The sequence below is a fragment of the Nonomuraea fuscirosea genome (genome assembly GCF_003001935.1).
Lineage (GTDB): Bacteria > Actinomycetota > Actinomycetes > Streptosporangiales > Streptosporangiaceae > Nonomuraea > Nonomuraea fuscirosea.
Window position 1 is genome coordinate 67,857 of the sequence record NZ_PVNG01000023.1, and the last position, 22,496, is coordinate 90,352.

A 22,496-nucleotide genomic window follows, 5' to 3' on the forward strand; every position below is an offset into this window, starting at 1 on the left:
GTTCCGGCGGTCAGTGGGGCGCGGCGTCCAGTTCTTCGAGGCGTTCGCGAAGCCATGCGCGCTCGGCCAGGCTGACGGCGCGGGCGATCTTGAGCATGCCGCGCCGGTACGGGTCCGGCTCGTCCTTCGCCCTGACCGGCCTGCCGCCCTCGTAGAAGAAGCTCGCCGGGGCCTCCAGGAAGGCCAGCCGGCGGCGCAGCACCGCGGCCTGGTCGGCGGGATCGGGCAGCGCCGACAGAAACGTGAGCAGGGCGAAGAACCGGCTCTGGTCGCTGATGTCGAGGTCGGCGGGCTCACGCAGCCGCCGCAGCAACTCCTCGCGCCCGGCCGGCGTGATCGTCAGCACCTGCCTGCGCGCGGCCGCCGCGCCCGCCTCCTCGTGCCGCTCGACCAGCCCCTTGCCCTCCAGCCGGGAGATGGCCGGATAGAGCGCGCCGTCGCTGACCGGGCGCAGGTGGCCGGTCAGCGCCGTGAGCCGCGACTTGAGCTCGTAGCCGTGCATCGGCCGCTCGTGCAGAAACCCCAGGATGGTGAGGCTCAGGTCACCGCCGCTTGCCATGGGGTGCATCGTAACGCTATACCTCTAAACGATATACATCGAAACGAGGTAAATGATGATCCGGCTCGCCCTGCCCATCTACGTGGAGCTGCTCACCGCCGTGGTCGCCGTCGGCCTGATCGACCTGCTCTGGGTGTCCGGGCTGGGCGAGGGGGCCATCGCGGCGGTCACCGTGGGCACCACGGCCGAATACCTGGCCTACGGGCTGTTCCTGGCCGTTCCGACGGGGATCACCGTGCTGGTGGGCCGCCGCGACGGGCGCGCTCCCCTGGGGCCGGTGATCAGGACCGGATGGCTGCTGTGGGCGGTCTGCTCCGTGGCCGTCGCCGTGCCGGGCGTGCTGCTGCGCGAGCCGCTGGCGGCGCTGTTCACCGACGATCCGGCGCTGACGGCGGACTTCTTCCTGATCTCGCTGGGCGGGCTGCCGGTGTACTACGCCCAGACGGTGGTGGACGGCGTGCTCAAGGGCCTGGGCGACACCCGGCGGCCGATGCGGCACGCGATCATCTGCAACGTGCTGGTGGTCGCGCTGGACCCGCTGTTCATCTTCGGGTTCGGCATGGGCATCCAGGGCGCGGCGCTGGCCACGGTGATCGCGCGGGCCGTCACGCTGGCGATCGCGCTCCTCCATCTGGTACGCCTGCGCGTCCCCGCCGGGCACGGCCTGACGACCGGCGAGGTGCTCCGCACCGGGTTCCCCATGTCCGGAGATTTCCTGGCCCGTGCCGTCGTGGGCATGGCGCTGGTGGAGATCGTGGCCGGGTTCGGCACGGCGGAGGTGGCCGGTTACGGCATCGGGCAGAAGATCATGCTGGCCGGCGTCATGGTCTTCTACGCGTTGCGGCAGGCGGCGATGATCCGTACCGCGCGGTCGGAGGCCGTCAGGTCACCGCTCCTGCTCGGCCTCGGGTCGGGCGCGGCGGTCGCGCTCGTGCTGAACCTGCTGGCCGCGCCGGTCGCCGGGATGTTCACCGGCGATCCGGCCGCGGCCGTCTCGTTCCTGCGCTGGATGACGCTCTACCTGGTGCCCTTCGGCGGGCTGATCGCCGTGGGCGGGGTGCTGCAGGCGAGCGGCAGGGGCGGCCGCCTGCTCGCCGCCACGCTGGCGGGCTTCGCGGTGCAGCTGCCGCTCGCGTACGCGCTGAGCTCTTGGCTCGGCGTCACCGGAGTGTGGCTGTCGATGGCCGCCGGGGCGTCGATCAGCCTCGCAGCCGCGCCAGCGCGGCGCGCAGGCGCTCCCGCGCCCGCTCACGACCGAGCACCTCGATCGACTCGAACAGCGGCAGACCCACCGTCCGGCCGGTGACGGCCACCCGCACCGGGGCCTGGGCCTTGCCCAGCTTGAGCCCGTGGGCCGCGCCGACCTGCTCCAGCGCCTCCTTGAGCGACTCGGCGTCCCAGCTCACGCCCTCCAGGCGCTCCAGGTAGCCGGTGAGGATCTCCTCGGGCGAGTTCTTCATCGCCTTGTCCCAGGACGCCTGGTCGAAGACGGGCTCGTCGAGGAACAGGAAGTCGACGTTCTGCCGGATCTCCGACAGCACGGCGATGCGGGTCTGGGCCAAAGCCGCGACCTTACTGAACAGCTCGCGGTCCCACGCGTCGTCGAGGTAGGGGGCGCAGCGCTCCTCGAACGTCTCCAGCGGCAGCGCCCTGATGTATTCGCCGTTGAACGCGCGCAGCTTCTTCTCGTCGAAGAAGGCGTTGGAGGCGTTGACGTCCTCCAGCCGGAACAGCGGCACCATCTCCGACCACGGCATGATCTCGCGGTCCTCGCCGGGCCCCCAGCCGAGCAGCATGAGGTAGTTGACCATGGCCTCGGGCAGGTAACCCTCGGCGCGGTAGTCCTCAAGCGCCACCTTGTCGCGGCGCTTGGACAGCTTCTTGCGCTGCTCGTTGACGATCACCGGCAGGTGGGCCCAGACCGGCGGGGTCGCGCCCAGCGCCGGCCAGAGCAGCTCCTGGCGGACCGCGTTGGGCAGGTGCTCCTCGCCCCTGGCCACGTGGGTGATGCCCTGGGTGATGTCGTCGACGGCGTTGGCCAGCACGTAGAGGGGCGAGCCGTCGGAACGCGCGATGACGAAGTCCTCCTGCGCGTTGTTGGGGAACTCCACCCGGCCGCGCACCAGGTCGTCGACCACGGTGACGCCCTCGTCGGGGGTGCGGAAGCGCACCGCGCCCTCGCTCAGCCCGCGCTCGCGGCAGAAGCCGTCGTAACCCTTGTCCTTCGAGCCGGTGCGCTCCTGGACCTGCTCGCGGGTGCAGTCGCAGTAGTAGGCCTTGCCGTCGGCCAGCAGCTTGGCCACGGCCTCGCGGTGCTGCGGCTCGTAGGCCGACTGGAAGTAGGGGCCCTCGAAGACCGGATTGCCACCGTTGATGCCGATCCAGTCGAGCGCCGAGATGATGCCCTCGGTCCACTCGGGCCGGTTGCGGGTGGCATCGGTGTCCTCGATGCGCAGGATGAACCGCCCCTTGGACTGCTCGGCCACGGCCCAGTTGAACAGCGCGGCGCGGGCGCTGCCCACGTGGAACATGCCGGTTGGTGACGGGGCGAACCGCACCCGTACGTCAGTCACGGGAGACCACCTTGTTCGTGAGTGTGCCGATGCCTTCGATGCCGACGCTGACCTCGTCGCCGATCTGCAGGGGACCGACGCCCGCGGGGGTGCCGGTCAGGATGATGTCGCCGGGGATCAGCGTCATGACGGCGCTGACGTAGGCCACCAGCGCCGGAATGTCGTGGATGAGCTGGTTGGTGCGGCCGCTCTGCCGGATCTCGCCGTTGACCGTGGTCGTCAGCGCCAGGTCGCTCGCGTCGAGATCGGTCTGGATCCACGGCCCGAGCGGGCAGAACGTGTCGAACCCCTTGGCCCGGGTGAACTGCACGTCCTTCTTCTGCAGGTCGCGCGCGGTGACATCGTTGGCGCAGGTGTAGCCGAAGATGACGTCCTTGACCCGCTCGACCGGCACCTCGCGGCAGAGCCGGCCGATCACCACGGCCAGCTCGCCCTCGAAGTCGACGCGGTCGGACAGCGTCGTGGGGTAGGCGATGTTCTCGCCGTGGCCGATCACCGTGGTGGACGGCTTCATGAAGATGAGCGGCTCGTCGGGCACCTCGTTGCCCAGCTCGGCCGCGTGCTCGGCGTAGTTTCTGCCGATGGCGACCACCTTGCTCGGCAGCATCGGGGCCAGCAGCTTCACCTGGGACAGCGGGAATCGCTCGCCCGTGAACTGCACCTGGCTGAACGGATGGCCGGAGATCGCGGAGACGAACTCCTCGCCCGGACCGCCCTCGACCACGCCGAACGAGACGCCTTCGCCTGTGGAGAACCTCGCTATACGCACCCGACAAGGCTATCGCCGACGCCGGAGGGGTCCGCCCACCTTTTACCCGCCCCGCCTGCGGGCGAGTCAGGCGCTGTCCATTATTCGACCTCAAGTCCGTTTTGATGAGCTTCGGTCGTGTAGCAGGGGTTATGTGGACTTATAAGGAGATATCTAGGGGGTGACCGATCGTGTCGGACACGATGTCGAACCGGCCCGGCGGAACCGGTGCGACCGGAACCGTGCCACGGGCCAGGACAGAGGAGAGCTCCGGCTCGCCACGCTCGCTCGTCACGGACAAGGGCACGACCACCATCGAGGACGGCGTCGTCGCCAAGATCTCCGGTCTGGCCGCCCGGGAGGTGTCCGGTGTCTACGCCATGGGCGGAGGCGCCGCGCGGGCCCTCGGCAGCATGCGCAACATCGTCGGCGGCGACCCCAGCGTGACCCAGGGCGTGTCGGTCGAGGTGGGCGAGCGGCAGGCGGCCGTGGACCTGGACCTGGTGGCCGAGTACGGGACCGCGATCCCGGAGCTGGCGGCGGCCGTGCGCAGGAACGTCATCGGGGCGGTCGAGCGCATGTGCGGGCTGGAGGTGACCGAGGTCAACATCCGGGTGGACGACGTCCACCTGCCCGACCAGGACCGTGATCGGGACCGCGATCAGGAGCGTGATGCCGAGCGGGCTCGGGGGCAGGACGGGCACAGGGGGGACGCGGAGCAGGAGTCCCGCGTCCGATGACCGACACCCCGGCCGGCCCCGGCACCCCACCCACCCCGGCTGCCCCGCTCGTCCGAGGCGGCCCGGTCGCACAAGGCGGCCCAGCCGCGCATGGTGACCCGGTCGCGCAAGGCGGCCCGGTCGCGCAAGGGGACCCGGTCCCGCCGGGTGGGGCGCCTGCCGGACCGGCCCGTGGGCCCGTCGCGGATGGTCCGGGCGGAGCCGGCGGGGCGGGTGACGGCGGAGGGGCGTCGTCCGAGGTTCGGATGATCGCGGAGCGGGTGCGGAAATGCGCCGGGGTGGCGGGGCTGTCCGGGGGGCCGTTCGGGACGGTGGCCACGTACCTGCCGAACGAGCGGTTCGTCGGCGTGTCGGTGGACGGGCGGGCGGTGGAGATCGCCATCGTCGCCACGCTGGCCAGGCCGCTGCCCGAGACCGCCGACGAGGTCCGGCGGGCCGTGGCCGACCTGGCCGGGGACCGTCCGGTGAACGTTCGCGTCGAGGACATCATCGTGGAGGGACCATGAACAACATCCAGTGGATGCCGGTGATCGGCATGGCCGTGGGCATCGTGCTCGGGCTGGCCGGAGCGTTCGGGGGGCTGGGCGCGTTCCTGCTCGTCCTCGTGCTCGGCGCGGTCGGCTTCGTGATCGGCCGGATCGCCGAAACCGGCGAGGTGAACCTGTCCGGCCTGTCCTTGAGACGCAAATGACCGACATAGTCCCCGGCCCCGGCCCGGACACGACACCCGGCCCCGACCCGAAGTCAGGTACTGGTCCGAGTACCGCACCGAGCGTCGGTCCGGGCGCGGCATCGGACATCGGTCCGAGCGCGGGTTCAGGCGTCGGCCCCGATCCGGTGGCGGGTGGGGTGGTGGTGCCGTCGCAGCGGCCTGCTCCGCTGCCGTCACCGGAGCGACGTGGACGTACGGAGATCTCGGACCGGGTGATCACCAAGATCGCGTGCTCTGCCGCCATGGAGGTGCCCGAGGTGCGCGACGTGCGGCTGCGCGGGCTCCCGTGGACGCGCGCGTCGAGCGGTGCGGTGCACGGAGACCAGGTCACGCTGCGGCTGAACGTGAGCGTCGGCTATCCGTCACCGCTGCGTGCGGTGGCGACGCGGCTCAGGGAGCACGTGACCCGGCGCGTCGCCGCCCAGACCGGGCTGGACGTCACCCGCCTGGACATCACGATGACCGACCTGGGCGGCGACCTGCCATGACCTCACGAATCCCAGACCCCGACCCACGCCGCGACCCGCCCACCCAGCCGTACCCAGAGCAGCACCCCAACTCGCCCACCGAGCCTTACCCCGAGCAGCACCCCGATCCTTACCCCGAGCAGCACCGCGACCCGCGCGCGGCCGAGCACGACCTGTGGACGGACGGGCAGGGCGCCGGGGCGGACGAGCAGAGTGACGGCGGCCAGCCCGAGATGTGCGTCATCCCGGACTCGGCCGGCGTCGAACCTTCGGGGGCGTACCGGGCGCCGTTCGACGTGCCGCGGTCGAAGGCCGCTGATCGTGCGGCGGTGCGGGCGTTTCGGCCGCAGCGCCGGTTCCCCGCGGTCGTGGTCGCCCTTCTGCTCACCCTGCTCGGCCTGCTCGTCGCCGTCGAGACGCTGTCGGGGCTGTTCGGGCGGCCGCTGCGGTGGATCCCGTACGAGGGCGTGCTGAACTGGGCGGCCTCGACCCTGTGGTCGGACCCGCTGATGCTGCTCGCCTCAGCCGTGGTGACGCTGCTCGGGCTGGCGTTGCTGATCACGGCGCTGGTGCCGGGACGGCCGAGCATGGTGCCCGTACGCAGCGGCGACCCTGACGTGATCATCGGCCTGCGCCCCAAGAGCGTCACCCGGGCCCTGGCGCACGCGGCCGAGCAGGTGCCCGGTGTGCACTCGGCGCGGGCCGTCCGGCACGGCCACACCTTCGAGGTGCGGCCGACCACGTACGGGCGGGACACCGACGAGTTCGGCCAGGAGGTGCGCGGCGCGGTGCTGACCAGGCTGGCCGCGCTGGACCTGGTGGAGCCGTACCGGGTGACGGTGCACGTGAAGGAGCGCCGGCGCGGATGATCAGACGACGACAGGGGGCGCGGTGAACAGGAAGACGGGACGGGGGAACCGGCTGGGGCTGGCGCTGGTGGGGCTGGTGCTGGCCGTTCTGGGCGGTTCGGCGCTGGCCAGGGGGCTGGGCGCGTTCTCGCGGGACTGGGCGGCGGCCGACACGCCGGTGGTGGACGGCAACGTGGTGGGCTTCTTCGCCCGCAACAGCCCGTGGATCTGGTGGCTGGTGGCCCTGGCGGCCCTGGTCGTGGCGGTGCTCGGGCTGCGCTGGCTGGTCGTGCAGGGGCGCAGGGAGGCGCGCGGGAGGCTGCGCGTCGAGGGCGGCCCGTCCGGGGTCACCGAGGTGTCGCCGGGCGGGATGGAGCGGGCGGTGGCGGCCGACGTGGCGACGAGCCCCGCCGTCCTCAGCGCCGACGCGAACGTACGGTGCCCGCGCGGCCATCCCGAGGTACGCCTGCGCCTGGTGGCCGACGAGTCGGCGCCCATGGGCGAGCTGGCCGAACATCTGACCACGGTGGCGCTGCCGCACATGCGGGACGCGCTGGACCGGGATCAGGTGCCGGCGCTGGCCCGCGTTAGCCTGGAGCCCTCACCTTCGCCGCACCGGATCGTGCGCTGACGAGAGGGGTCCTCTGTTGTCCGTAGTGAAGATCAACGTGCTGACCGTGCCCGCCGAGATGCGCGCGGAGCTGGAGAAGCGTTTCTCCGATCGCGCGGGGATGGTGGAGTCGGCGGACGGGTTCGAGTGGTTCGAGCTGCTGCGGCCGGTCGAGGGCACCGAGCGCTACCTCGTCTACACGCGCTGGCGCAGCGAGGAGGACTTCCAGAAGTGGCAGCAGGGCGAGGCGTTCCGGCGCGGTCACGCGCAGGCGGCGGCCCAGGCCGGCGAGAACCAGGGCCAGGAGCCGGGTCAGGGCCACGGGCACGGGCATGGTCACGGCCAGGGGCCGGCGGCGTCGGGCTCGGAGGTGTGGACCTTCGAGGTCGCCGAGAGCACCGGCCCCAAGGCGTAGTCGTTCAAGGCTTCGAGCGGGTCGCGCGGGACCCGCTCAGCAGGTGAGCGCGGGACCCGTTCAGGCGTCGAGCGGGTTGCGCATGATGCGGTCCACGATGCCGTCGCGGACGAACCCGGCCGCGAAGCTGGCCGGCTTGCGCGCGCCCTGATCGGCCACGCACACGCTGAACTCCTTGGCGATCTCCAGCCTCGGGTGGCGTTCGAGCACCTCCCGCCGCACCTCGGCCGGGATCTCGTCGGTACGGCGGCCCGAGATGTCCATGCCGGTGGACAGTTCGAGCAGGTGCCCCTCCGGGTCCTCGGCCACCGGCACCTCGGCCCACATGTGCTTGACGATCACCTCGTACGCGCGTGACCTGCGCTCGGGCGACCAGCCGGCCCCGGCGCAGAAGGCCCAGGCCACGTGCCCGCCGGCCTCCTCGTACGGCACGACGTTACTGTCGAACTCCGGCACCAGCCCGATGTCGTGCAGCATGGACGAGACGTAGAGCAGCTCGGCGTCGAAGGCGATGCCGTTGCCCTGCGCGTACGCCGCCGCCCACAGATAGGCGCGGATCGAGTGGTTGAGCAGCGATGGCGTGTGGTAGCCGGTGGCCACTTCGAGCGCGCCACGGCAGGCGGGCGTGTCGGGGATCACCAGGTCGTCGAATCTCACAGGTACCAGCATGCATCGGGCGGCTAACGAATCGGGCACTCGGCTTGACCTCTTGATCGAATTTCCGAAAGCATGTCCCGCCCTCATCGTTTCTGTCCGGAAGGAACTGGCGTGCGCCGGCTCGCGATCCCTCTCGCCCTCATGCTCTCGGTCGGAGCTCTGGGTAGCCCGGCTCAGGCCACCGACAAGGTGACCCGCACCGCCGAGTGCCAGGGCGACTGGCTGCCCGGCACGCCGACGGCGAACGACGTCATGAAGGGCGAGATCTCGCTGGTGGGGCTGCCCGCGTACAAGCTGGGCAAGGACATCAAGTGGGCCGCGAGCCCGTTCAAGAACCGGTCGTGGGAGTTCGTGTTCCAGTCGCTGCGCTGGATGGGCACGCTCGTCGTCGAGTACGAGAACACCGGCGAGCGCCAGTACCTCGACCGCGCCACCGACATCGCCAAGGACTGGGTGGCGAGCAACAGGTACGGGGCCAAGGGCACCCCGTCGTACGTCTGGAAGGACCACCCGGTCTCCCTGCGCACCCAGCCGCTGCTCTGCCTGAGCAGGCACGTGAACGCGGGCTGGCTGAAGGAGAGCCTGGCCGCGCACGCGAAGCTCCTGTCGAACCCGAGGCTCTACAAGAAGGGTCACAACCACGGCATCGACCAGGACATCGCGCTCATGGGCATCGGCTGCAGGTACGCCAGAAAGGACTGGGCGAACCTGGCCTCGCGCCGCCTCACCGGCACGGTCAAGCTGGACGTGGACGCGCAGGGCGCGCTGATGGAGCAGGCGCCGCGCTACGCCGTCTACGTCTACGGCCGGCTCCAGGTGGCCATGACGAACATGAAGGCGTGCGGCCGCAAGGTGCCCGGTGAGATCTCCAGGCGGGCGGAGGCGCTGAAGGACTTCATCGCCCACTCGACCCTGCCGAACGGCTACATGGTGCCCATCGGCGACGGCAGCGCCGAGACCGAGCCGAAGATGGAGACGGGCACGCCGAAGCAGAAGGTGAAGACCTACCGGGCCGGATACGTGTTCGGCCGCACCAAGTGGGGCGAGCCGGACTCGGCGTACTACTCGATCAGGTACGGCCCCGGCATGAAGTTCCACGGCCACGAGGACCACCTGGGCGTGACCTACTACGCGCAGGGGCGCGACATCCTGATGGACGGCGGGTTCCACTCCTACGAGAAGAGCTCCTACCGCTACTGGACGCTCTCCCCCGAGGCGCACAACGTGCCGACCGTCGTGGGGGCCAGGTTCCGGCCGCGCACGTCCAGCAAGCTGATCAAGTCGTCGTACGGGGACGACCGGCAGGCGTTCAAGCTCACCGACAAGGCGTACGGGGTGAGCCGCACCCGTTCGGTGCTGGTCAACCACGGCGAGGACCTGATGGCGGTGCTGGACACCGCCTCCGGCGGCAAGAAGGTCAGCAGCATCTGGCGCTTCGCCCCGTCGTTCAAGGTCGTCTCGAACGGCGGCGGCAAGGTCGTCCTGGCCGACGGCAAGTTCAAGGTGACGCTGCTGCAGTACTCGGCGTCGTGCGGCCGGACCGGCGGGCAGAAGGTGGAACGCGGCGGCAAGCTGGGCTGGGTGTCGCCGACGTATCTGTCCAAGCAGCCGGCCAGCGTGGTGAAGTCCCCGGCGGCGAAGTCGCTGCTGACGATCATCGTGCCGGGGACGGACTCGCCCAAGGTGTCCTGCTCGGGCGGCAAGGTCAAGGTGGACGGCGTGTCGTTCTCCACCAGGCTGCTCTGACGAGCGGCCGGGCCTCAGGCGAGGTCGCGGCCGGCGCGCAGCAGGCCGTAGGTGACGGCCTGCTCCAGGGCCTGCCAGGAGGCGTCGATGATGTTCTCGGCGACCCCGACCGTGGCCCACTCGCTCTTGTCGTCGCTGGAGGTGATGAGCACCCGGGTGACGGCGTCCGTGCCGTGGGTGCCCTCCAGGATGCGCACCTTGTAGTCGATCAGCTCCAGCTTGGCCAGCTCGGGGTAGAGCTGTTCCAGCGCCTGGCGGACGGCCTTGTCGAGGGCGTTGACGGGGCCGTTGCCCTCGCCGGTGGCGACGATGCGCTCGCCCTTGGCGTACAGCTTGACCGTGGCCTCGCTGACCAGCTCGCCGCCCTTGGTGCGCTCGACGATGACCCGCCAGGACTCGACGTCGAAGTGACGCTTGCGCTCGCCCTGCACGGTGTCGCGCAGCAGCAGCTCGAACGAGGCGTCGGCGGCCTCGAACGTGAAGCCCTCGGCCTCCAGCTCCTTGACCCGCTCGACCAGTGACTTGGTGTGCTCGGGGGTCAGCTCGTAGCCGAGCTCGCGGCCCTTGAGCTCGACCGAGGCTCGCCCGGCCATGTCGGAGACGAGCATGCGCATGTCGTTGCCGACCTGCGCCGGATCGATGTGCTGGTAGAGGTTGGGGTCGACCTTGATGGCGCTGGCGTGCAGGCCGGCCTTGTGGGCGAAGGCGGAGGTGCCGACGTAGGGGGCGTGCGAGTTGGGGGTGACGTTGGTGAGCTCGGTGATCGCGTGGGCGATGCGGGTCATGTCGGCCAGCGACTCTTCCGGTACGAGGTCGTACCCGCGCTTGAGCTGCAGGTTGGCCACGACCGTGAAGAGGTTGGCGTTGCCGGAGCGCTCGCCGTAGCCATTGGCGCAGCCCTGCACGTGGGTGGCGCCGGCCCGGACGGCGGCCAGGGTGTTGGCCACGGCGCAGCCGGTGTCGTCGTGGCAGTGGATGCCGACGCGGGCGCCGGCGCGGGCGGCGTCCTGGACGATCTCGGCCAGCTCGTCGGGGAGCATGCCGCCGTTGGTGTCGCACAGGGCGATGACGTCGGCCCCGGCTTCGGCGGCGGTGCGCAGGACCTCCAGCGCGTAGGCTGGATTGGACTTGTAGCCGTCGAAGAAGTGCTCGGCGTCGAGGAAGACCCGCTGTCCCTCCGCACGAAGGTGAGAGACCGTGTCGCGGATCATCGCGAGGTTCTCCTGGAGAGTCGTGCGGAGGGCCAGCTCCACGTGCCGGTCGTGACTCTTGGCGACAAGGGTCACGACCGGCGCGCCGGATTCGCGCAACGCGGCAACCAGAGGGTCGTCGGCTGCCTTCATACCTGCCCGGCGGGTCGCGCCGAACGCGGCGAGTTGCGCGTGCTTCAGGTCGAGCTCTGTTTGAGCGCGCCTGAAGAACTCTGTGTCCTTGGGGTTGGCGCCCGGCCAGCCCCCTTCGATGAAACCGACGCCCAGGCCGTCCAGGTGCCGCGCCACGGCGAGCTTGTCGGCGACGGTGAGGGTGAGCCCCTCCTGCTGCGCGCCGTCCCGCAGTGTCGTGTCGTATACGTGGAAGCGGTCGTCGGCCATGAGTGGTCTCTTCTCTGCGGAAGGTTCGGTGTCTTCGGGAAAACAAAAAGACCCCTCACGGACGTGAGAGGTCTGCGCGCCGGCGGTGTCCTTCGTCAGCCGGCGCGCCTGCCGATAATGAGCAGACTGTAGAACATGGTGTCGCCCAGTCTGCCACATGGATTCACCATCTGGCACACCGGTCTCACCCCATGGACACCTTCCGTGTGCACGCCTGGTCAGAGCGCGTGCACACGTTCGGGTTTCACCCCGCTCCGGTCACACCTGGACGCCGACGCCTCCGGTGATGAGCTTCTCCAGCGCGGCCGGGTCGAACGCCTCGTTGCCCAGCAGTTGCCCGTCGAGGACCACGGTCGGCGTGCCCTCCAGCGGGATCTTCGCCGTCTCCGCCACGTGCACGTCCGCGTACGACTGCGACGTCACGCACGAGTCCACCGACGCGCCCGCCTTCCTCGCGGCGGCGGCCAGGTCGGCGACGGCGAACCCGGACGCCTGGCCGTGCGGCGCGGGCTGCATGGCGTACAACGCGTCCCTGAAGGCCAGCCAGTTCGCCTCGGGCACGCAGCGGGCGGCCGCGGCGGCGCGGATGGAGTTGGAGCGCATGGGCTCGTCACGGAAGATCGTCACGGTGTGGAAGACGACCTTCACCCTCCCCTCCCTGGCCAGCCGCTGAATCGTCGTGTCCACTTTGCCGTGCATGTCCTTGCAGACCGGGCAGTCGAAGTCCTCGTACACGTCCAGCACCGGGGCCTTGCCCCCCAGGTCGGCCAGCACCATCGAGCCGTCCGCCTGCCTGCTCAGGGTCACGCCGTCGGACGACTCGCCCGGCTCGGAGAACGCCAGCACCCCGAGCACGGCGATCGCCAATCCCGCCACCGCGACCGCCAGCAACCGCTTCATCATCAGCCCACTCTCACCTCGTCGATCGCGCGAACCCTACCGGAAACGGAAACAACGCCCGCATAAGGCCCGCCCGCCGAACGCGGGCGGCGGGCGGATCGTGAAAGCCGGCGGGGGCCATACCTGTCCGGCCTCGGCGGGCGACGATCACACCCTGTTGTCACACACCCGTCCGGCCGTACGCTCGATCACCCCCGACGCAGGTGAAGGACGGAAGGCATGGCCGGGCCACTCGAAGAGCGATTTCGCAGCGTGCGCGATCTGCTTCCGGAATATCGGGTGGAGACGGCGCACGGCCGGATCGTGGTGAACGAGTCCGGAACGTGGCAGCACAACACGCTCGTCTTCCAGATGGTGTGCCGGCTGATCGGCCCGGCGGTCGAGCGGGGCTGGGAGATCTGGCCGAACATCACCGTCTATCTGGGCCAGAACGCCGACCGCTACGTGCCCGACCTCGCCGTGGTGCCCCGCCGCCCGCGCATGCGGATGGAACACGCGGTGTACGGCGACGCGACCGTGCTGCTCGTCGACATCGTCACCGCCGGCAGCGTCTACGAGGATTATCACGTCAAGCCGGGCGAATACGCGCGGGGCGGGGTGCCGCTTTATCTGCTGGTCGATCCGCTGGAGTGCACGGTGAAACTCTTCGGCCGGCCGGAGGGCGGGAAATACGGGACGGAAATCCTGGTGGCGGGCGCCGAACCGCTCATTCTTCCGGCGCCCTGGGAATTCGCCGTGGAGACGCGGGAACTGTGGTGAACCGATTCCCCGGAGCCCGCGGCCCCGGGGAATACGGCACAACTCCCGGGATCAGACGATCTTGTGGATCCAGTTGTGGGTGTCGGGGCGGGCGCCGTACTGGATGCCCACCAGCTCCTCCCGCACGCGCATGGTCACCGGGCCCGGCGTGCCGTCGGCGATGGTCCAGGAGCGGTCGGCGCCCTTGACCGTGCCGACCGGCGTGACCACGGCGGCGGTGCCGCACGCGAACACCTCCGTGAGCTCGCCCGACTCGCACGCGGCCTGCCACTCGTCCACGCTGATGAGCCGCTCCTCGGTCTCCAGCCCGAGGTCCCCGGCCAGCTCCAGGATCGAGTCCCTGGTGATGCCGGGCAGCAGGGTGCCGGTGAGCGAGGGGGTGACGAGCTTGCCGCCGAAGACGAAGAACAGGTTCATCCCGCCCATCTCCTCCACGTAGCGGTGCTCGTGGGCATCCAGCCAGACCACCTGGTCGCAGCCGTTCTCCACCGCCTGCCGCTGCGCGACGAAGGCCGCGGCGTAGTTGCCGCCGCACTTGGCGAAGCCGGTGCCGCCGGGGGCGGCCCTGGTGTACTCGGTGGACAGCCAGACGGAGACGGGCTTGATGCCGCCGGTGAAGTACGAGGCCGCCGGCGAGGCGATGACCATGTACTTGTAGGTCTTCGACGGGTAGTTGACGCCCAGCCCCGCCTGGGTGGCGATCATGAAGGGGCGCAGGTAGAGGCTGTGCCCCTCGGTGGTGGGCACCCACTCCTTGTCGGTCTGGACGAGCAGCTCCAGCGAGTCGACGAAGGTCTCCTCGGGCAGTTCCGGCATGGCCATGCGCGCGGCGGAGCGGTTGAAGCGGGTGGCGTTCGCGTAGGGGCGGAAGGTCACGATCGACCCGTTGAGCTGGCGGTAGGCCTTGAGCCCCTCGAACAGCTCCTGCGCGTAGTGGAAGACCGCGGTGGCCGGGTCGAGCTGGAGCGGCCCGTACGGCAGCAGCCGGGCGTCGTGCCAGCCCTGACCCTCGGTGTAGTCGATCGAGACCATGTGATCGGTGAAGGTCTGCCCGAAACCGGGGTCCGCCAGTACCTGCTCCCGCTCGGCCGCGGTGCGAGCGTGGTCGGATAGCTGCACGTCGAAGCTGAGCTTCTGAGCGATGGTCATGACGGCGGTCCTTCTCTCTGCGGTCTACCGAAAATCTACCGAAATCTAGCGGATGTACGGGATCTGCTTGCTGACTGCGGACCCGCCGCGGTGAGCGGTCATGCCCGTAAGGGCAGTCCGTACTTCCTATTGTCTCGCCATATGGGATAGCAAGGGGCCAAAGGGATGATTAGTCCTTTTGACGCTGAGCGCTGCACGCGTGGCCGCCGGAACCCGAACCCGCACACGAAAAAGCGCCCGGCAGTCCTCCTCGGACCGCCGGGCGCTTGATCGGGGCTAGGCGGTCCTAGCCGGATACTCGCGCGGTGATGTCGTCGCCGATCTCGTGCGTGGTGCGACCGGCCCAGCCGGCCAGGCGCTCGACGATGTCGTCGGCGACCGCCTGCTCGACCTTGGCCGCCTCGGCGCGCAGGCCGAGGTGGTCGAGGAGCATGGCGACGGACAGGATGGTCGCGGTGGGGTCGGCCTTGCCCTGGCCGGCGATGTCGGGCGCGCTGCCGTGCACCGGCTCGAACATGCTGGGCGCGGTCCGCTCGGGGTTGATGTTGCCGCTGGCGGCCAGGCCGATGCCGCCGGCGATGGCCGCGCCGAGGTCGGTGATGATGTCGCCGAACAGGTTGTCGGTGACGATCACGTCGAAGCGCTCGGGCTGGGTGACGAAGAACATCGAGGCCGCGTCGATGTGGCTGTAGTCGGTGGTGACCTCGGGGTATTCCTCGGCCACCCGGTTGACCGTGCGCTGCCACAGGTCGCCGGCGTAGGACAGCACGTTCGTCTTGTGGACGAGCGTGAGCTTCTTGCGCGGCCGCGACTTGGCCTGCTCGAACGCGTAACGCACCACGCGCTCGACGCCGTGGGCGGTGTTGAGCGACTCCTGGGTGGCGATCTCGTGCGGCGTGCCCCGCCGCATGACCCCGCCGGTGCCGGCGTAGAGGCCCTCGGTGCCCTCGCGGACGACGATCATGTCGATGTCCTCGGTGGGCGTGTCGGCCAGCGGCGTCTCCACGCCGGGGAACAGCTTGACCGGGCGCAGGTTGACGTAGTGGTCGAAGGTGAACCGCAGGCGCAGCAGCAGGTCGCGCTCGAGGATGCCGGGCGGCACGCTGGGGTCGCCGATGGCGCCGAGCAGGATCGCGTCGAAGCCGCGCAGCTCCTCCAGCACCGAGTCGGGCAGCGTCTCGCCCGTGCGGTGGTAGCGTGCGGCCCCCAGGTCGTAGTGGGTGGGCTCGATCTTGGTGCCCACCGCCTCCAGGACCTTGAGTCCTTCGGCGACGACCTCGGTGCCGATGCCATCCCCGGGGATGACGGCCAAGCGGATGTTACGCGACTCCATGGGCGGTACCTTACCGGCTCGTCTCGTCTGACGAACACACCATCTCAACTTCCGGACGTCCGATTTTTGGGGGTTTACTACCTTTTGACCCATTCGCTAGAGTCCATCGGGCCTAATCCACGCAGCCGCTGCGTGGAGCCGGGGACCCATCTCTCCCCCAGGGGCGAATCGGCGCCCAGCGCGCCGTAGGGCTGTCTTCCAGGCCCGAGCCCGTCAGCTAACCCGGCCGGCCTCATGGAAGGACAGTGCTCTGTCTCGCATCGCCATCGTCCTGGCGGCGGCCGCCGCCGGACTCATCCTGGCCACCCCAGCAGCCCAGGCAGCAACCGACGACGACGACACCACCACCCTGACCGGCGCTGAGATCAAACGCATCCAGGAGAAGCAGACCCCCAAGCCTGCCTGGAAGGTCGCCCTCAGATACGCCATGGACAAACGCGGTACCCCGTATGTCTGGGGCGGAGCCAGCAGACAGGGGTACGACTGCTCGGGGCTCATGCTCCGGGCCTACGAGGCGGCCGGGGTCGAACTCCCGCGCACCGCCGCCGAACAGTACGGGGCGTTCTCCAGGAAGATCTCCTGGGACCACCTCAAGCCCGGCGACCTGGTCTTCTTCAGCGGCCTCGGCCACGTGGGCATGATCTCCAAACCCGGCTACATGGTGCACTCCCCCCACACGGGCGACGTGGTCAAGGAGGAGAAGCTCTCCGACTGGCGCAGGCAGGCGTTCGTCGGTGCGGTCCGGCCGGACCGCGCGGGCGTACGCGAGTGGAAGCACGTGCTCGAACAGCGCGAGGAGTCCGGCCCCGCCCCCCTCACCGCCTCCGTGTTGTGAGCCGGAGCTAGACGGCGGGTGGGCGGCGGCCGCGCGGGGCCGCCGCCCACCCGCACACCGCCCGGCCCGCGGGATCAGCCGTCCAGCAGGCCCTGGGCACGCGGGGTGCGGACGTAGAGCACGGACCTGCCGACGCGGTGCTTGGCGACCAGGCCGGCCGACAGCAGCAGGGTGAGCTGCTCGGAGACGCTGGCGGAGGCCAGGCCGGTGCGGCGGGACAGGTCGGTGGTGGAGGCGGGGGCGTCGAGCTCGCCCAGCAGCAGCGCGCGGGAGCGGCCGACGACCGCGGCCAGCGCGCCGGGGGCGGGCGCGGCGCCGCGCTCCCACAGCGTGGCGACGGCGCGGACCGGGTAGGTGATGGCCACCTGGCCCGGGGAGTCGGTGCGGTAGAGGAAATCGGGCCAGACGAAGATGGACGGGGCCAGCAGCAGGCCCTCGCCGTTCAGCGTCCTGGACCACTCCGCCGGGCGGCGCTCCAGGTAGAGGGTGCGGCCTTCCCAGCGGATGGCCGGGTGCAGGTCCGCGAACACCCCGGCGGGGCCGAGTTCGGCCAGGCGCCGGGCCCGATGGAGCAGGTCGCCTTCGAGCAGGGTGCGCATACGCGGCCAGTGCGGCGCCATGGCCAGCCGCCAGTAGGCCTCGATGGCGGCCGACAGCCGGTCGAGGCCGGCGGCCGGATCCCGGTACAGCTCCATGGCACGGCCGGTCAACGAGCCGGGTGTCTCGTCCGCCATGCGGTCGAGGTCCGCGCGGATGATCTCGTGGGGGGTCGCACGCAGCATCGCCAGTTCGCCGGCCAGGTCCGGGAGCGGGCTGGTGGGGACGGGGCACAGGAAGTCGGGGATGTACGGGCCGCCGGTGACGAGGTCGAGCAACGGGGCCAGCTCGCCGCCGAGCCGGGCGCCCACCTGCTTGAACCACGGCAGATGCAGGACGCGCCCGGCGGGGGTGCGCAGGGCGTGGACGCCGGTGGAGACCTCCCTGAGCGGGGAGTACGCGAACCTGATCGAGGTCAGGTCATGGACGGAGAACGCCACGGTGAGCATGCCCGACCCCCCATGGATTCGGCTGCCGCCGAATCTATCGCGGAGACCCGTGCCCCGGCCACACCATGGGACACACGACGGGCTCGCCCCACCGCCCCAGCGATCGACCCAAGTGATCGACCCAAGTGATCGACCAGGAGAACTCACATGCGCAAGGTCGTGCTCTACCACCTCATGTCCCTCGACGGCATCGCGTACGAGGAGGGCGACTGGCTCGCCGACGACGGCCCCCAGCTGATCGCCTACCTCAACCGGGTCATCGCCACCCAGGACGACGTCCTGCTGGGACGCGGAACCTACGACTACTGGGCCGGCCACTGGCCCACCTCGGACTTCCAGCCGTTCGCCGGCTTCATCAACGGCACCCGCAAGCACGTGCTCACCTCCGGCACGCCCGCTCTGTCATGGGCCGGCTCCACCTTCGTCGCCACTCCGGCGCCCGAGTACGTCACCGCGCTCAAGCAGGAGGCGGGCGGCGACATCGGCATCCACGGCAGCATCGACCTGACCCGGTCGCTGATGCGGGCCGGGCTCGTCGACGAGCTGCGGCTGGTCGTCGCACCGGCGGTGGTGGGCCGGGGCAGGCGGGTGTTCGACGGCGAGGAGGTCCGGTCGTGGCAGCTGACCGAGGTCGAACGCGGCAAGAACGGCACCTTGTTCCTCGACTACAGCCGCTGAAGGTCCCGGGCCACAGCCGCCGGGATCGCCTCGCCCGCCGCCCGGCGGGCGGACGTAGCGTGAAGGCATGTCGCCGGAGAAGGTGCACCTGACGGAGGAGAAGGCCACTCTCCTCGCCACCCTGTACGGCAGGGCGCTGGACGCCCGGTCCCCGCACCCGATCCTCGGTGACGATCTGGCCGCCGAGACGGCCGGCCGGATCGACCACGACTTCGGCGGGGTGGGCATGAACGCGGGCAGCGCCGCCGCGGTCGCGCTCAGGGCGCGGTTCCTGGACGGGTGGGCCGCCGGGTTCCTCGACGCCCATCCCAAGGTCACCGTGCTGCATCTGGGCTGCGGGCTCGACACCCGCGTGCACCGGCTCGACCCGCCGGACTCCGTCCGCTGGTACGACGTGGACCATCCTGAGGTGGTCGAGCTGCGCCGGCGGCTGTTCCCCGAGCGCAGGGCCTACGCCACGGTCGGGACGTCGGTCACCGACCTGGCCTGGCTGGAGCGGATCCCCGCCGACGCCCCCGCGCTGGTCGTGGCCGAGGGCCTGCTCTACTACCTGGACCCGGACGGTGGCCGGGCGCTGCTGCGGGCGATCGTGGACCGGTTCCCCAGCGGTCTGTTCGTCTTCGACGCGCTGAGCCGGTTCGGGCTGCGGCTGCAGCGGTTCAACAAGCCCGTGCGCAAGGCCGGGGCCACGATGCACTGGGGCATCGACGGCCCCGCCGAGCTGCTGGCGATCCATCCGGGCCTGCGCTGCCTGTCGGCCGTGAGCGCGTTCGACATCGACGGGTTCGACCTGCTGTCGCCCGCGCACCGCGCCGTGGCCAGGATCGCCTCGCTGGTGCCGGGGATGCGGAGGACCGCGACGTTCTACCGGCTGGAGTTCTGAGGACTCCGCGTCCTGCCGGCCGGACGTGCGCGGGGCGCCCGCGTGCTACCGGCTGGAGTTCTGCGGGGCGCCGCCGTTGTCACGCCGGTCCAGCGCCATCTGCACGGCCTCGACCGCCTCGTCCTCGTGGTCGTCGGCACGGTTCCAGGCATACATCTCGTACATCTCACTCATCTCATTTCGCGGACGTCGTTCGACTGGGAAGCCGGACTCCGGTCGGGAATCCGACCGGGCCTGATCTCGTGGTCCGGGTCACGGACCGGACGAAGGGACTTATCGGCCGACGCACACGCCGCACACCGCGGCGAGTCGTCGACCTGCCCTAACAGGCCCCGCCGCGGCAGGTAATAAGTACGAGAACCTGGCGCATTACCGGTAAGAGTACCTGAGCATACTGCTCGGATGTCCTACTATCTCGCATCGTGAGACAAGAAAGGCCGTCCCGTGAAACGGAACGGCCTTCCCCACTGATCGGACGAGGCGGGTGTGTCAGTCCTCCAGGTCCACCGAGCGACCGCTCTCGGCGCCGATCTCGGCGCCGATCTGCTCGACGACCTCGGCCGGGATGGCCGAGTCGACGGTCAGCGCGATGAGCGCCTTGCCGCCCTTGACGTCACGGGCCACCTGCATCGAGGCGATGTTGATGCCGTGCTCGCCGAGAAGGCGGCCCACCACGCCGACGATGCCGGGGCGGTCGGCGTAGGTGAGGAAGCAGAGGTGAGCCGTCGGCTCGATCTCCATCTCGTAGCCGTTGACCTCGACGATCTTGGTGATCTGCCGGGGGCCGGACAGCGTGCCCGAGACCGAGACCGCGCGGCCGTCGGCCAGCACGCCGCGCACCGTCACCACGTTGCGCCAGTCGGGACTCTCGGTGCTGGTCACCAGCTCGACGGCGATGCCGCGGTCTTTGGCCAGCAGCGGCGCGTTGACGTAGGTGACCTGCTCCTCGACCACGTCGGCGAAGACGCCCTTGAGCGCGGCCAGCTCGATCACCCGGACGTCCTGGGCGGCGATCTCGCCGCGCACCTCGACGTCGAGCTTGGTGGCGACCTCGCCCGCCAGCGCGGTGAAGACCCGGCCGAGCTTCTCGGCCAGCGGCAGGCCCGGCTTGACGTCCTCGGCCACGGCGCCGCCCTGGACGTTGACGGCGTCCGGCACGAACTCGCCCGCGAGCGCCAGCTTCACGCTGCGCGCGACCTGGGTGCCGGCCTTCTCCTGGGCCTCGTGGGTGGAGGCGCCCAGGTGCGGCGTGACGACGACCTGGTCCAGCTCGAACAGCGGGCTGTCGGTGCACGGCTCCTTGGCGAACACGTCCAGGCCGGCTCCCGCGACCCGGCCCTCCTTGATCGCCGAGTAGAGCGCGGCCTCGTCCACGATGCCGCCGCGGGCGACGTTGACGATGCGCACGCTCGGCTTGACCTTGTGCAGCGCCTCGTCGCCGATGATGCCCAGGGTCTCCTTGGTCTTCGGCAGGTGCACCGTGATGAAGTCGGCCTGCTTGAAGACCTCGTCGAGGCTCACCAGCTTCACGCCGAGCTGCGCGGCGCGGGCCGGCGGCAGGTAGGGGTCGTAGGCGATGATCTCGACGCCGAACGGCTGCAGCCGCTGCGCCACGAGCTGACCGATCTTGCCGAAGCCGAGGATGCCGACGACCTTCTCGTCCAGCTCGACACCGGTGTACTTGGACCGCTTCCACTCGCCGTTCTTCAGCGCGGAGTGCGCCTGGGCCGTGTTGCGGGCGCTGGCCAGGACGAGGGCGACGGTCTGCTCGGCGGCGCTGGTGATGTTGGAGGTCGGCGCGTTGACGACCATGACACCGGCCTTGGTCGCCGCCTCGACGTCGACGTTGTCGAGACCGACGCCGGCGCGGGCGACGACGCGCAGCTTGGGGGCCGCGGCGATGGCCTCGGCGTCGACCTGCGTGGCGGAGCGGACGATCAGCGCGTCCACGTCGGCGAGGGCGGGCAGGAACTGGGACCGGTCGGCGCCGTCGGTGTGGCGGACCTCGAAATCCGCACCGAGTACGGCGAGGCCAGCCTCGGACAGCTCCTCTGCGACCAGAACGACGGGCTTGTTCACAGGTGTGGATCCTTTTGGTCACGGCGGCTTGGGAGGGTTCACGTCCATGGATCCCCCCGGCGGTCCCACAGAGTCTAACCGCCGCTTGTGAACGCGTTCACGAGGGACCCACCATGTGAGACGGGGACCGGCGTACCCACCGCTCGGCAAACTCATCCACTCTGAATGCATCTTTGTCTTGATCGGGAGATTTATTGGCCATTAGCCTGATAAGCCGTGGCCGACTACCTATGGTTCGTCATATGAGCATCGGGAATCCTGCGCTTGCCGACGTGCTCGCCCAGCATGGCGCTCCGCATCGCCTGCTGGGCGCTCTTGCCGACGGTGGAGTCCTGGTGGCAGTGCGACCAGATCGTTCCGTCGTCCTGGGGACGACGCAGGCGGGTGACCGAGTGCTGCTCGGATACACCAGCGCCGCTACCTATGCCAGGCACCGCGGCAGCCATTCCCTCTCGGCGTGCGACGCCGACACCATCCTGGACATCCAGCGCGTCACCGGAGTGCGCGAGATCGTCATCGACGCGGCCGGACCAGCCGCCGCGGCCGTGCCCATCGACGACCTCCAGCGCTTCATCACCACGACGCGCACGGGACCGACGCCCGTCCTGTCGGGGGCCGTGCCGGCCGCCTACGCGACGGGCGCCATGGCCACCGTGTCGCGCGGTGCCGCGCTGGCCCAGGTGGCCCCGCCGACGCCGCACGCCCCCACGCTGCCCTGGGTGCCCGCGCCCCGGCCGCACCTGTCGGGGCCGATGCAGCAGGTGGACCCGGGATATCGGCGGTGCACGCATCCGATCCTGCCCGCGCTGCGGAAGGCGATCGGGTACCTGCTCATGGACTTCCCGCTGGTGCACCACGTCTGGATCTCGGAGGCCCGCACGGCGTCCGGGGCGCCGGGGATCATGCTGCACGTGAAGGTGCACATGTCGGCGGCCGAGGACGTCGTACGCGACCTGCACCGCCTGGTACGCGCCCGGCTGCCGCAGTTCGCCGCGTCCGGTGCGCCGATCCTCATGGCCAGGGTGGCCGACTCGCGCAGCGAGCAGCGGATGATCGAGATCGGCGCGCACGTGGTCTGCGCCAACGTGTCCGACTGAACGGGCTCGGGCCGAGCGGGTCGGACCGAACGGGCGGGTTCGCGAAAAGTGGGCCCTCCCGGACCGGCCC

24 protein-coding genes and 1 riboswitch are annotated in these 22,496 nt (G+C 70.2%); of the genes, 14 read left to right on the forward strand and 10 right to left on the reverse strand.

Annotation, left to right across the window (positions count from 1 at the left end; all coding sequences use genetic code 11):
* Positions 1–10 precede the first annotated feature (10 nt).
* Positions 11–559, reverse strand: a complete 549-nt coding sequence (locus B0I32_RS42215) for a PadR family transcriptional regulator (RefSeq protein ID WP_106249287.1) — start codon at positions 557–559, stop codon at positions 11–13.
* Between the two features lie 52 nt (positions 560–611).
* Here B0I32_RS42215 and B0I32_RS42220 point away from each other — a divergent pair, with 52 nt between their 5' ends.
* Positions 612–1,865, forward strand: coding sequence for an MATE family efflux transporter (locus B0I32_RS42220; protein WP_106249288.1), 1,254 nt, complete (start codon positions 612–614; stop codon positions 1,863–1,865).
* Here the strand turns inward: B0I32_RS42220 and gltX are convergent.
* Positions 1,759–3,132 carry a glutamate--tRNA ligase gene (gene gltX / locus B0I32_RS42225; protein WP_106249290.1) on the reverse strand — a complete coding sequence of 458 codons (1,374 nt, stop codon included), beginning with the start codon at positions 3,130–3,132 and terminating at the stop codon, positions 1,759–1,761. The two genes, B0I32_RS42220 and gltX, sit on opposite strands and share 107 nt — an antisense overlap.
* The gene (locus tag B0I32_RS42230; protein ID WP_106249291.1) at positions 3,125–3,901 is read right to left on the reverse strand and encodes a fumarylacetoacetate hydrolase family protein; all 777 of its coding nucleotides are present in this window, start codon (positions 3,899–3,901) and stop codon (positions 3,125–3,127) included. Before B0I32_RS42230 ends, gltX begins: the two co-directional genes overlap by 8 nt.
* A 182-nt stretch (positions 3,902–4,083) precedes the next feature.
* Between B0I32_RS42230 and B0I32_RS42235 the strand changes: the two genes are divergently transcribed.
* The 7 genes from B0I32_RS42235 (at position 4,084) to B0I32_RS42265 (ending at position 7,672) form a co-directional block, all read left to right on the forward strand.
* Positions 4,084–4,620, forward strand: coding sequence for an Asp23/Gls24 family envelope stress response protein (locus B0I32_RS42235; protein WP_106249493.1), 537 nt, complete (start codon positions 4,084–4,086; stop codon positions 4,618–4,620).
* Positions 4,621–4,865: 245 nt separating this feature from the next.
* Positions 4,866–5,126 (forward strand): Asp23/Gls24 family envelope stress response protein, encoded by a 261-nt coding sequence (locus B0I32_RS42240; RefSeq protein ID WP_106249293.1) that lies wholly within the window; start codon positions 4,866–4,868, stop codon positions 5,124–5,126.
* Positions 5,123–5,311, forward strand: coding sequence for a hypothetical protein (locus B0I32_RS42245; RefSeq protein WP_106249295.1), 189 nt, complete (start codon positions 5,123–5,125; stop codon positions 5,309–5,311). The genes B0I32_RS42240 and B0I32_RS42245 overlap by 4 nt, the downstream gene beginning before the upstream one ends.
* Complete coding sequence (locus B0I32_RS61175) at positions 5,308–5,820, forward strand: Asp23/Gls24 family envelope stress response protein (protein ID WP_106249297.1); 513 nt, start codon at positions 5,308–5,310, stop codon at positions 5,818–5,820. Before B0I32_RS42245 ends, B0I32_RS61175 begins: the two co-directional genes overlap by 4 nt.
* Positions 5,817–6,668: a DUF6286 domain-containing protein gene (locus B0I32_RS42255; protein ID WP_106249299.1), complete on the forward strand. Its 852-nt coding sequence runs from the start codon at positions 5,817–5,819 to the stop codon at positions 6,666–6,668. The genes B0I32_RS61175 and B0I32_RS42255 overlap by 4 nt, the downstream gene beginning before the upstream one ends.
* A 22-nt stretch (positions 6,669–6,690) precedes the next feature.
* Positions 6,691–7,278, forward strand: coding sequence for a hypothetical protein (locus B0I32_RS42260; RefSeq protein ID WP_106249301.1), 588 nt, complete (start codon positions 6,691–6,693; stop codon positions 7,276–7,278).
* 16 nt (positions 7,279–7,294) lie between these two features.
* Positions 7,295–7,672: an antibiotic biosynthesis monooxygenase family protein gene (locus tag B0I32_RS42265; protein ID WP_106249302.1), complete on the forward strand. Its 378-nt coding sequence runs from the start codon at positions 7,295–7,297 to the stop codon at positions 7,670–7,672.
* Positions 7,673–7,732: 60 nt separating this feature from the next.
* On the opposite strand, the gene B0I32_RS42270 is transcribed toward B0I32_RS42265, so the two are convergent.
* Positions 7,733–8,329 carry an HD domain-containing protein gene (locus B0I32_RS42270; protein WP_106249304.1) on the reverse strand — a complete coding sequence of 199 codons (597 nt, stop codon included), beginning with the start codon at positions 8,327–8,329 and terminating at the stop codon, positions 7,733–7,735.
* 111 nt (positions 8,330–8,440) lie between these two features.
* Here B0I32_RS42270 and B0I32_RS42275 point away from each other — a divergent pair, with 111 nt between their 5' ends.
* Positions 8,441–10,075 (forward strand): heparinase II/III domain-containing protein, encoded by a 1,635-nt coding sequence (locus tag B0I32_RS42275; RefSeq protein ID WP_245956371.1) that lies wholly within the window; start codon positions 8,441–8,443, stop codon positions 10,073–10,075.
* Between the two features lie 14 nt (positions 10,076–10,089).
* Here the strand turns inward: B0I32_RS42275 and cimA are convergent, their stop codons facing one another.
* Together cimA and B0I32_RS42285 are read right to left on the reverse strand one after the other, a co-directional pair.
* Positions 10,090–11,667, reverse strand: a complete 1,578-nt coding sequence (gene cimA / locus B0I32_RS42280) for a citramalate synthase (protein WP_106249305.1) — start codon at positions 11,665–11,667, stop codon at positions 10,090–10,092.
* A 258-nt stretch (positions 11,668–11,925) separates the two neighbouring features.
* Positions 11,926–12,570: a DsbA family protein gene (locus B0I32_RS42285; protein WP_106249307.1), complete on the reverse strand. Its 645-nt coding sequence runs from the start codon at positions 12,568–12,570 to the stop codon at positions 11,926–11,928.
* A gap of 216 nt (positions 12,571–12,786) precedes the next feature.
* Between B0I32_RS42285 and B0I32_RS42290 the strand changes: the two genes are divergently transcribed.
* Positions 12,787–13,326: a Uma2 family endonuclease gene (locus tag B0I32_RS42290; RefSeq protein ID WP_106249309.1), complete on the forward strand. Its 540-nt coding sequence runs from the start codon at positions 12,787–12,789 to the stop codon at positions 13,324–13,326.
* Between the two features lie 51 nt (positions 13,327–13,377).
* On the opposite strand, the gene B0I32_RS42295 is transcribed toward B0I32_RS42290, so the two are convergent.
* Entirely contained in the window at positions 13,378–14,475 is a 1,098-nt protein-coding gene (locus B0I32_RS42295; RefSeq protein WP_106249311.1) for a branched-chain amino acid aminotransferase, read from the reverse strand.
* A gap of 286 nt (positions 14,476–14,761) precedes the next feature.
* A complete protein-coding gene (locus B0I32_RS42300; protein ID WP_106249313.1) occupies positions 14,762–15,808 on the reverse strand; it encodes a 3-isopropylmalate dehydrogenase in 1,047 nt (348 codons plus the stop codon).
* Positions 15,809–15,907: 99 nt separating this feature from the next.
* Positions 15,908–16,055, forward strand: a riboswitch (cyclic di-AMP (ydaO/yuaA leader).
* A gap of 180 nt (positions 16,056–16,235) precedes the next feature.
* On the opposite strand from B0I32_RS42300, the gene B0I32_RS42305 reads away from it, so the two are divergent.
* The gene (locus B0I32_RS42305; RefSeq protein ID WP_106249315.1) at positions 16,236–16,643 is read left to right on the forward strand and encodes a C40 family peptidase; all 408 of its coding nucleotides are present in this window, start codon (positions 16,236–16,238) and stop codon (positions 16,641–16,643) included.
* Positions 16,644–16,717: 74 nt separating this feature from the next.
* Here B0I32_RS42305 and B0I32_RS42310 read toward each other — a convergent pair whose 3' ends face one another.
* Positions 16,718–17,689, reverse strand: a complete 972-nt coding sequence (locus B0I32_RS42310) for an ArsR/SmtB family transcription factor (protein WP_106249317.1) — start codon at positions 17,687–17,689, stop codon at positions 16,718–16,720.
* 147 nt (positions 17,690–17,836) lie between these two features.
* Here B0I32_RS42310 and B0I32_RS42315 point away from each other — a divergent pair, with 147 nt between their 5' ends.
* Positions 17,837–18,367 (forward strand): dihydrofolate reductase family protein, encoded by a 531-nt coding sequence (locus B0I32_RS42315; protein ID WP_106249318.1) that lies wholly within the window; start codon positions 17,837–17,839, stop codon positions 18,365–18,367.
* A 67-nt stretch (positions 18,368–18,434) separates the two neighbouring features.
* On the forward strand, positions 18,435–19,250 hold the full coding sequence (locus B0I32_RS42320) for a class I SAM-dependent methyltransferase (RefSeq protein ID WP_106249320.1): 816 nt from the start codon (positions 18,435–18,437) through the stop codon (positions 19,248–19,250).
* A 489-nt stretch (positions 19,251–19,739) separates the two neighbouring features.
* On the opposite strand, the gene serA is transcribed toward B0I32_RS42320, so the two are convergent.
* Positions 19,740–21,329, reverse strand: a complete 1,590-nt coding sequence (gene serA, locus B0I32_RS42325; RefSeq protein ID WP_106249322.1) for a phosphoglycerate dehydrogenase — start codon at positions 21,327–21,329, stop codon at positions 19,740–19,742.
* A 335-nt stretch (positions 21,330–21,664) separates the two neighbouring features.
* Here serA and B0I32_RS42330 point away from each other — a divergent pair, with 335 nt between their 5' ends.
* The gene (locus tag B0I32_RS42330; protein ID WP_245956372.1) at positions 21,665–22,426 is read left to right on the forward strand and encodes a hypothetical protein; all 762 of its coding nucleotides are present in this window, start codon (positions 21,665–21,667) and stop codon (positions 22,424–22,426) included.
* The last annotated feature ends 70 nt before the right edge of the window (positions 22,427–22,496 follow it).

What these genes read in the sequence shown, in the direction of transcription:
- B0I32_RS42305 (WP_106249315.1), top strand. Translation starts at nt 16,236, where the DNA reads ATGGACAAACGCGGTACCCCGTATGTCTGGGGCGGAGCCAGCAGACAG.
- B0I32_RS42220 (WP_106249288.1), top strand. Translation starts at nt 612, where the DNA reads ATGATGATCCGGCTCGCCCTGCCCATCTACGTGGAGCTGCTCACCGCC.
- B0I32_RS42310 (WP_106249317.1), bottom strand. Translation starts at nt 17,689, where the DNA reads ATGCTCACCGTGGCGTTCTCCGTCCATGACCTGACCTCGATCAGGTTC.
- B0I32_RS42315 (WP_106249318.1), top strand. Translation starts at nt 17,837, where the DNA reads ATGCGCAAGGTCGTGCTCTACCACCTCATGTCCCTCGACGGCATCGCG.
- B0I32_RS42245 (WP_106249295.1), top strand. Translation starts at nt 5,123, where the DNA reads ATGAACAACATCCAGTGGATGCCGGTGATCGGCATGGCCGTGGGCATC.
- B0I32_RS42235 (WP_106249493.1), top strand. Translation starts at nt 4,084, where the DNA reads ATGTCGAACCGGCCCGGCGGAACCGGTGCGACCGGAACCGTGCCACGG.
- B0I32_RS42290 (WP_106249309.1), top strand. Translation starts at nt 12,787, where the DNA reads ATGGCCGGGCCACTCGAAGAGCGATTTCGCAGCGTGCGCGATCTGCTT.
- B0I32_RS42285 (WP_106249307.1), bottom strand. Translation starts at nt 12,570, where the DNA reads ATGATGAAGCGGTTGCTGGCGGTCGCGGTGGCGGGATTGGCGATCGCC.
- B0I32_RS42295 (WP_106249311.1), bottom strand. Translation starts at nt 14,475, where the DNA reads ATGACCATCGCTCAGAAGCTCAGCTTCGACGTGCAGCTATCCGACCAC.
- B0I32_RS42255 (WP_106249299.1), top strand. Translation starts at nt 5,817, where the DNA reads ATGACCTCACGAATCCCAGACCCCGACCCACGCCGCGACCCGCCCACC.
- B0I32_RS42320 (WP_106249320.1), top strand. Translation starts at nt 18,435, where the DNA reads ATGTCGCCGGAGAAGGTGCACCTGACGGAGGAGAAGGCCACTCTCCTC.
- B0I32_RS42300 (WP_106249313.1), bottom strand. Translation starts at nt 15,808, where the DNA reads ATGGAGTCGCGTAACATCCGCTTGGCCGTCATCCCCGGGGATGGCATC.
- B0I32_RS42215 (WP_106249287.1), bottom strand. Translation starts at nt 559, where the DNA reads ATGGCAAGCGGCGGTGACCTGAGCCTCACCATCCTGGGGTTTCTGCAC.
- cimA (WP_106249305.1), bottom strand. Translation starts at nt 11,667, where the DNA reads ATGGCCGACGACCGCTTCCACGTATACGACACGACACTGCGGGACGGC.
- B0I32_RS42240 (WP_106249293.1), top strand. Translation starts at nt 4,866, where the DNA reads ATGATCGCGGAGCGGGTGCGGAAATGCGCCGGGGTGGCGGGGCTGTCC.
- B0I32_RS61175 (WP_106249297.1), top strand. Translation starts at nt 5,308, where the DNA reads ATGACCGACATAGTCCCCGGCCCCGGCCCGGACACGACACCCGGCCCC.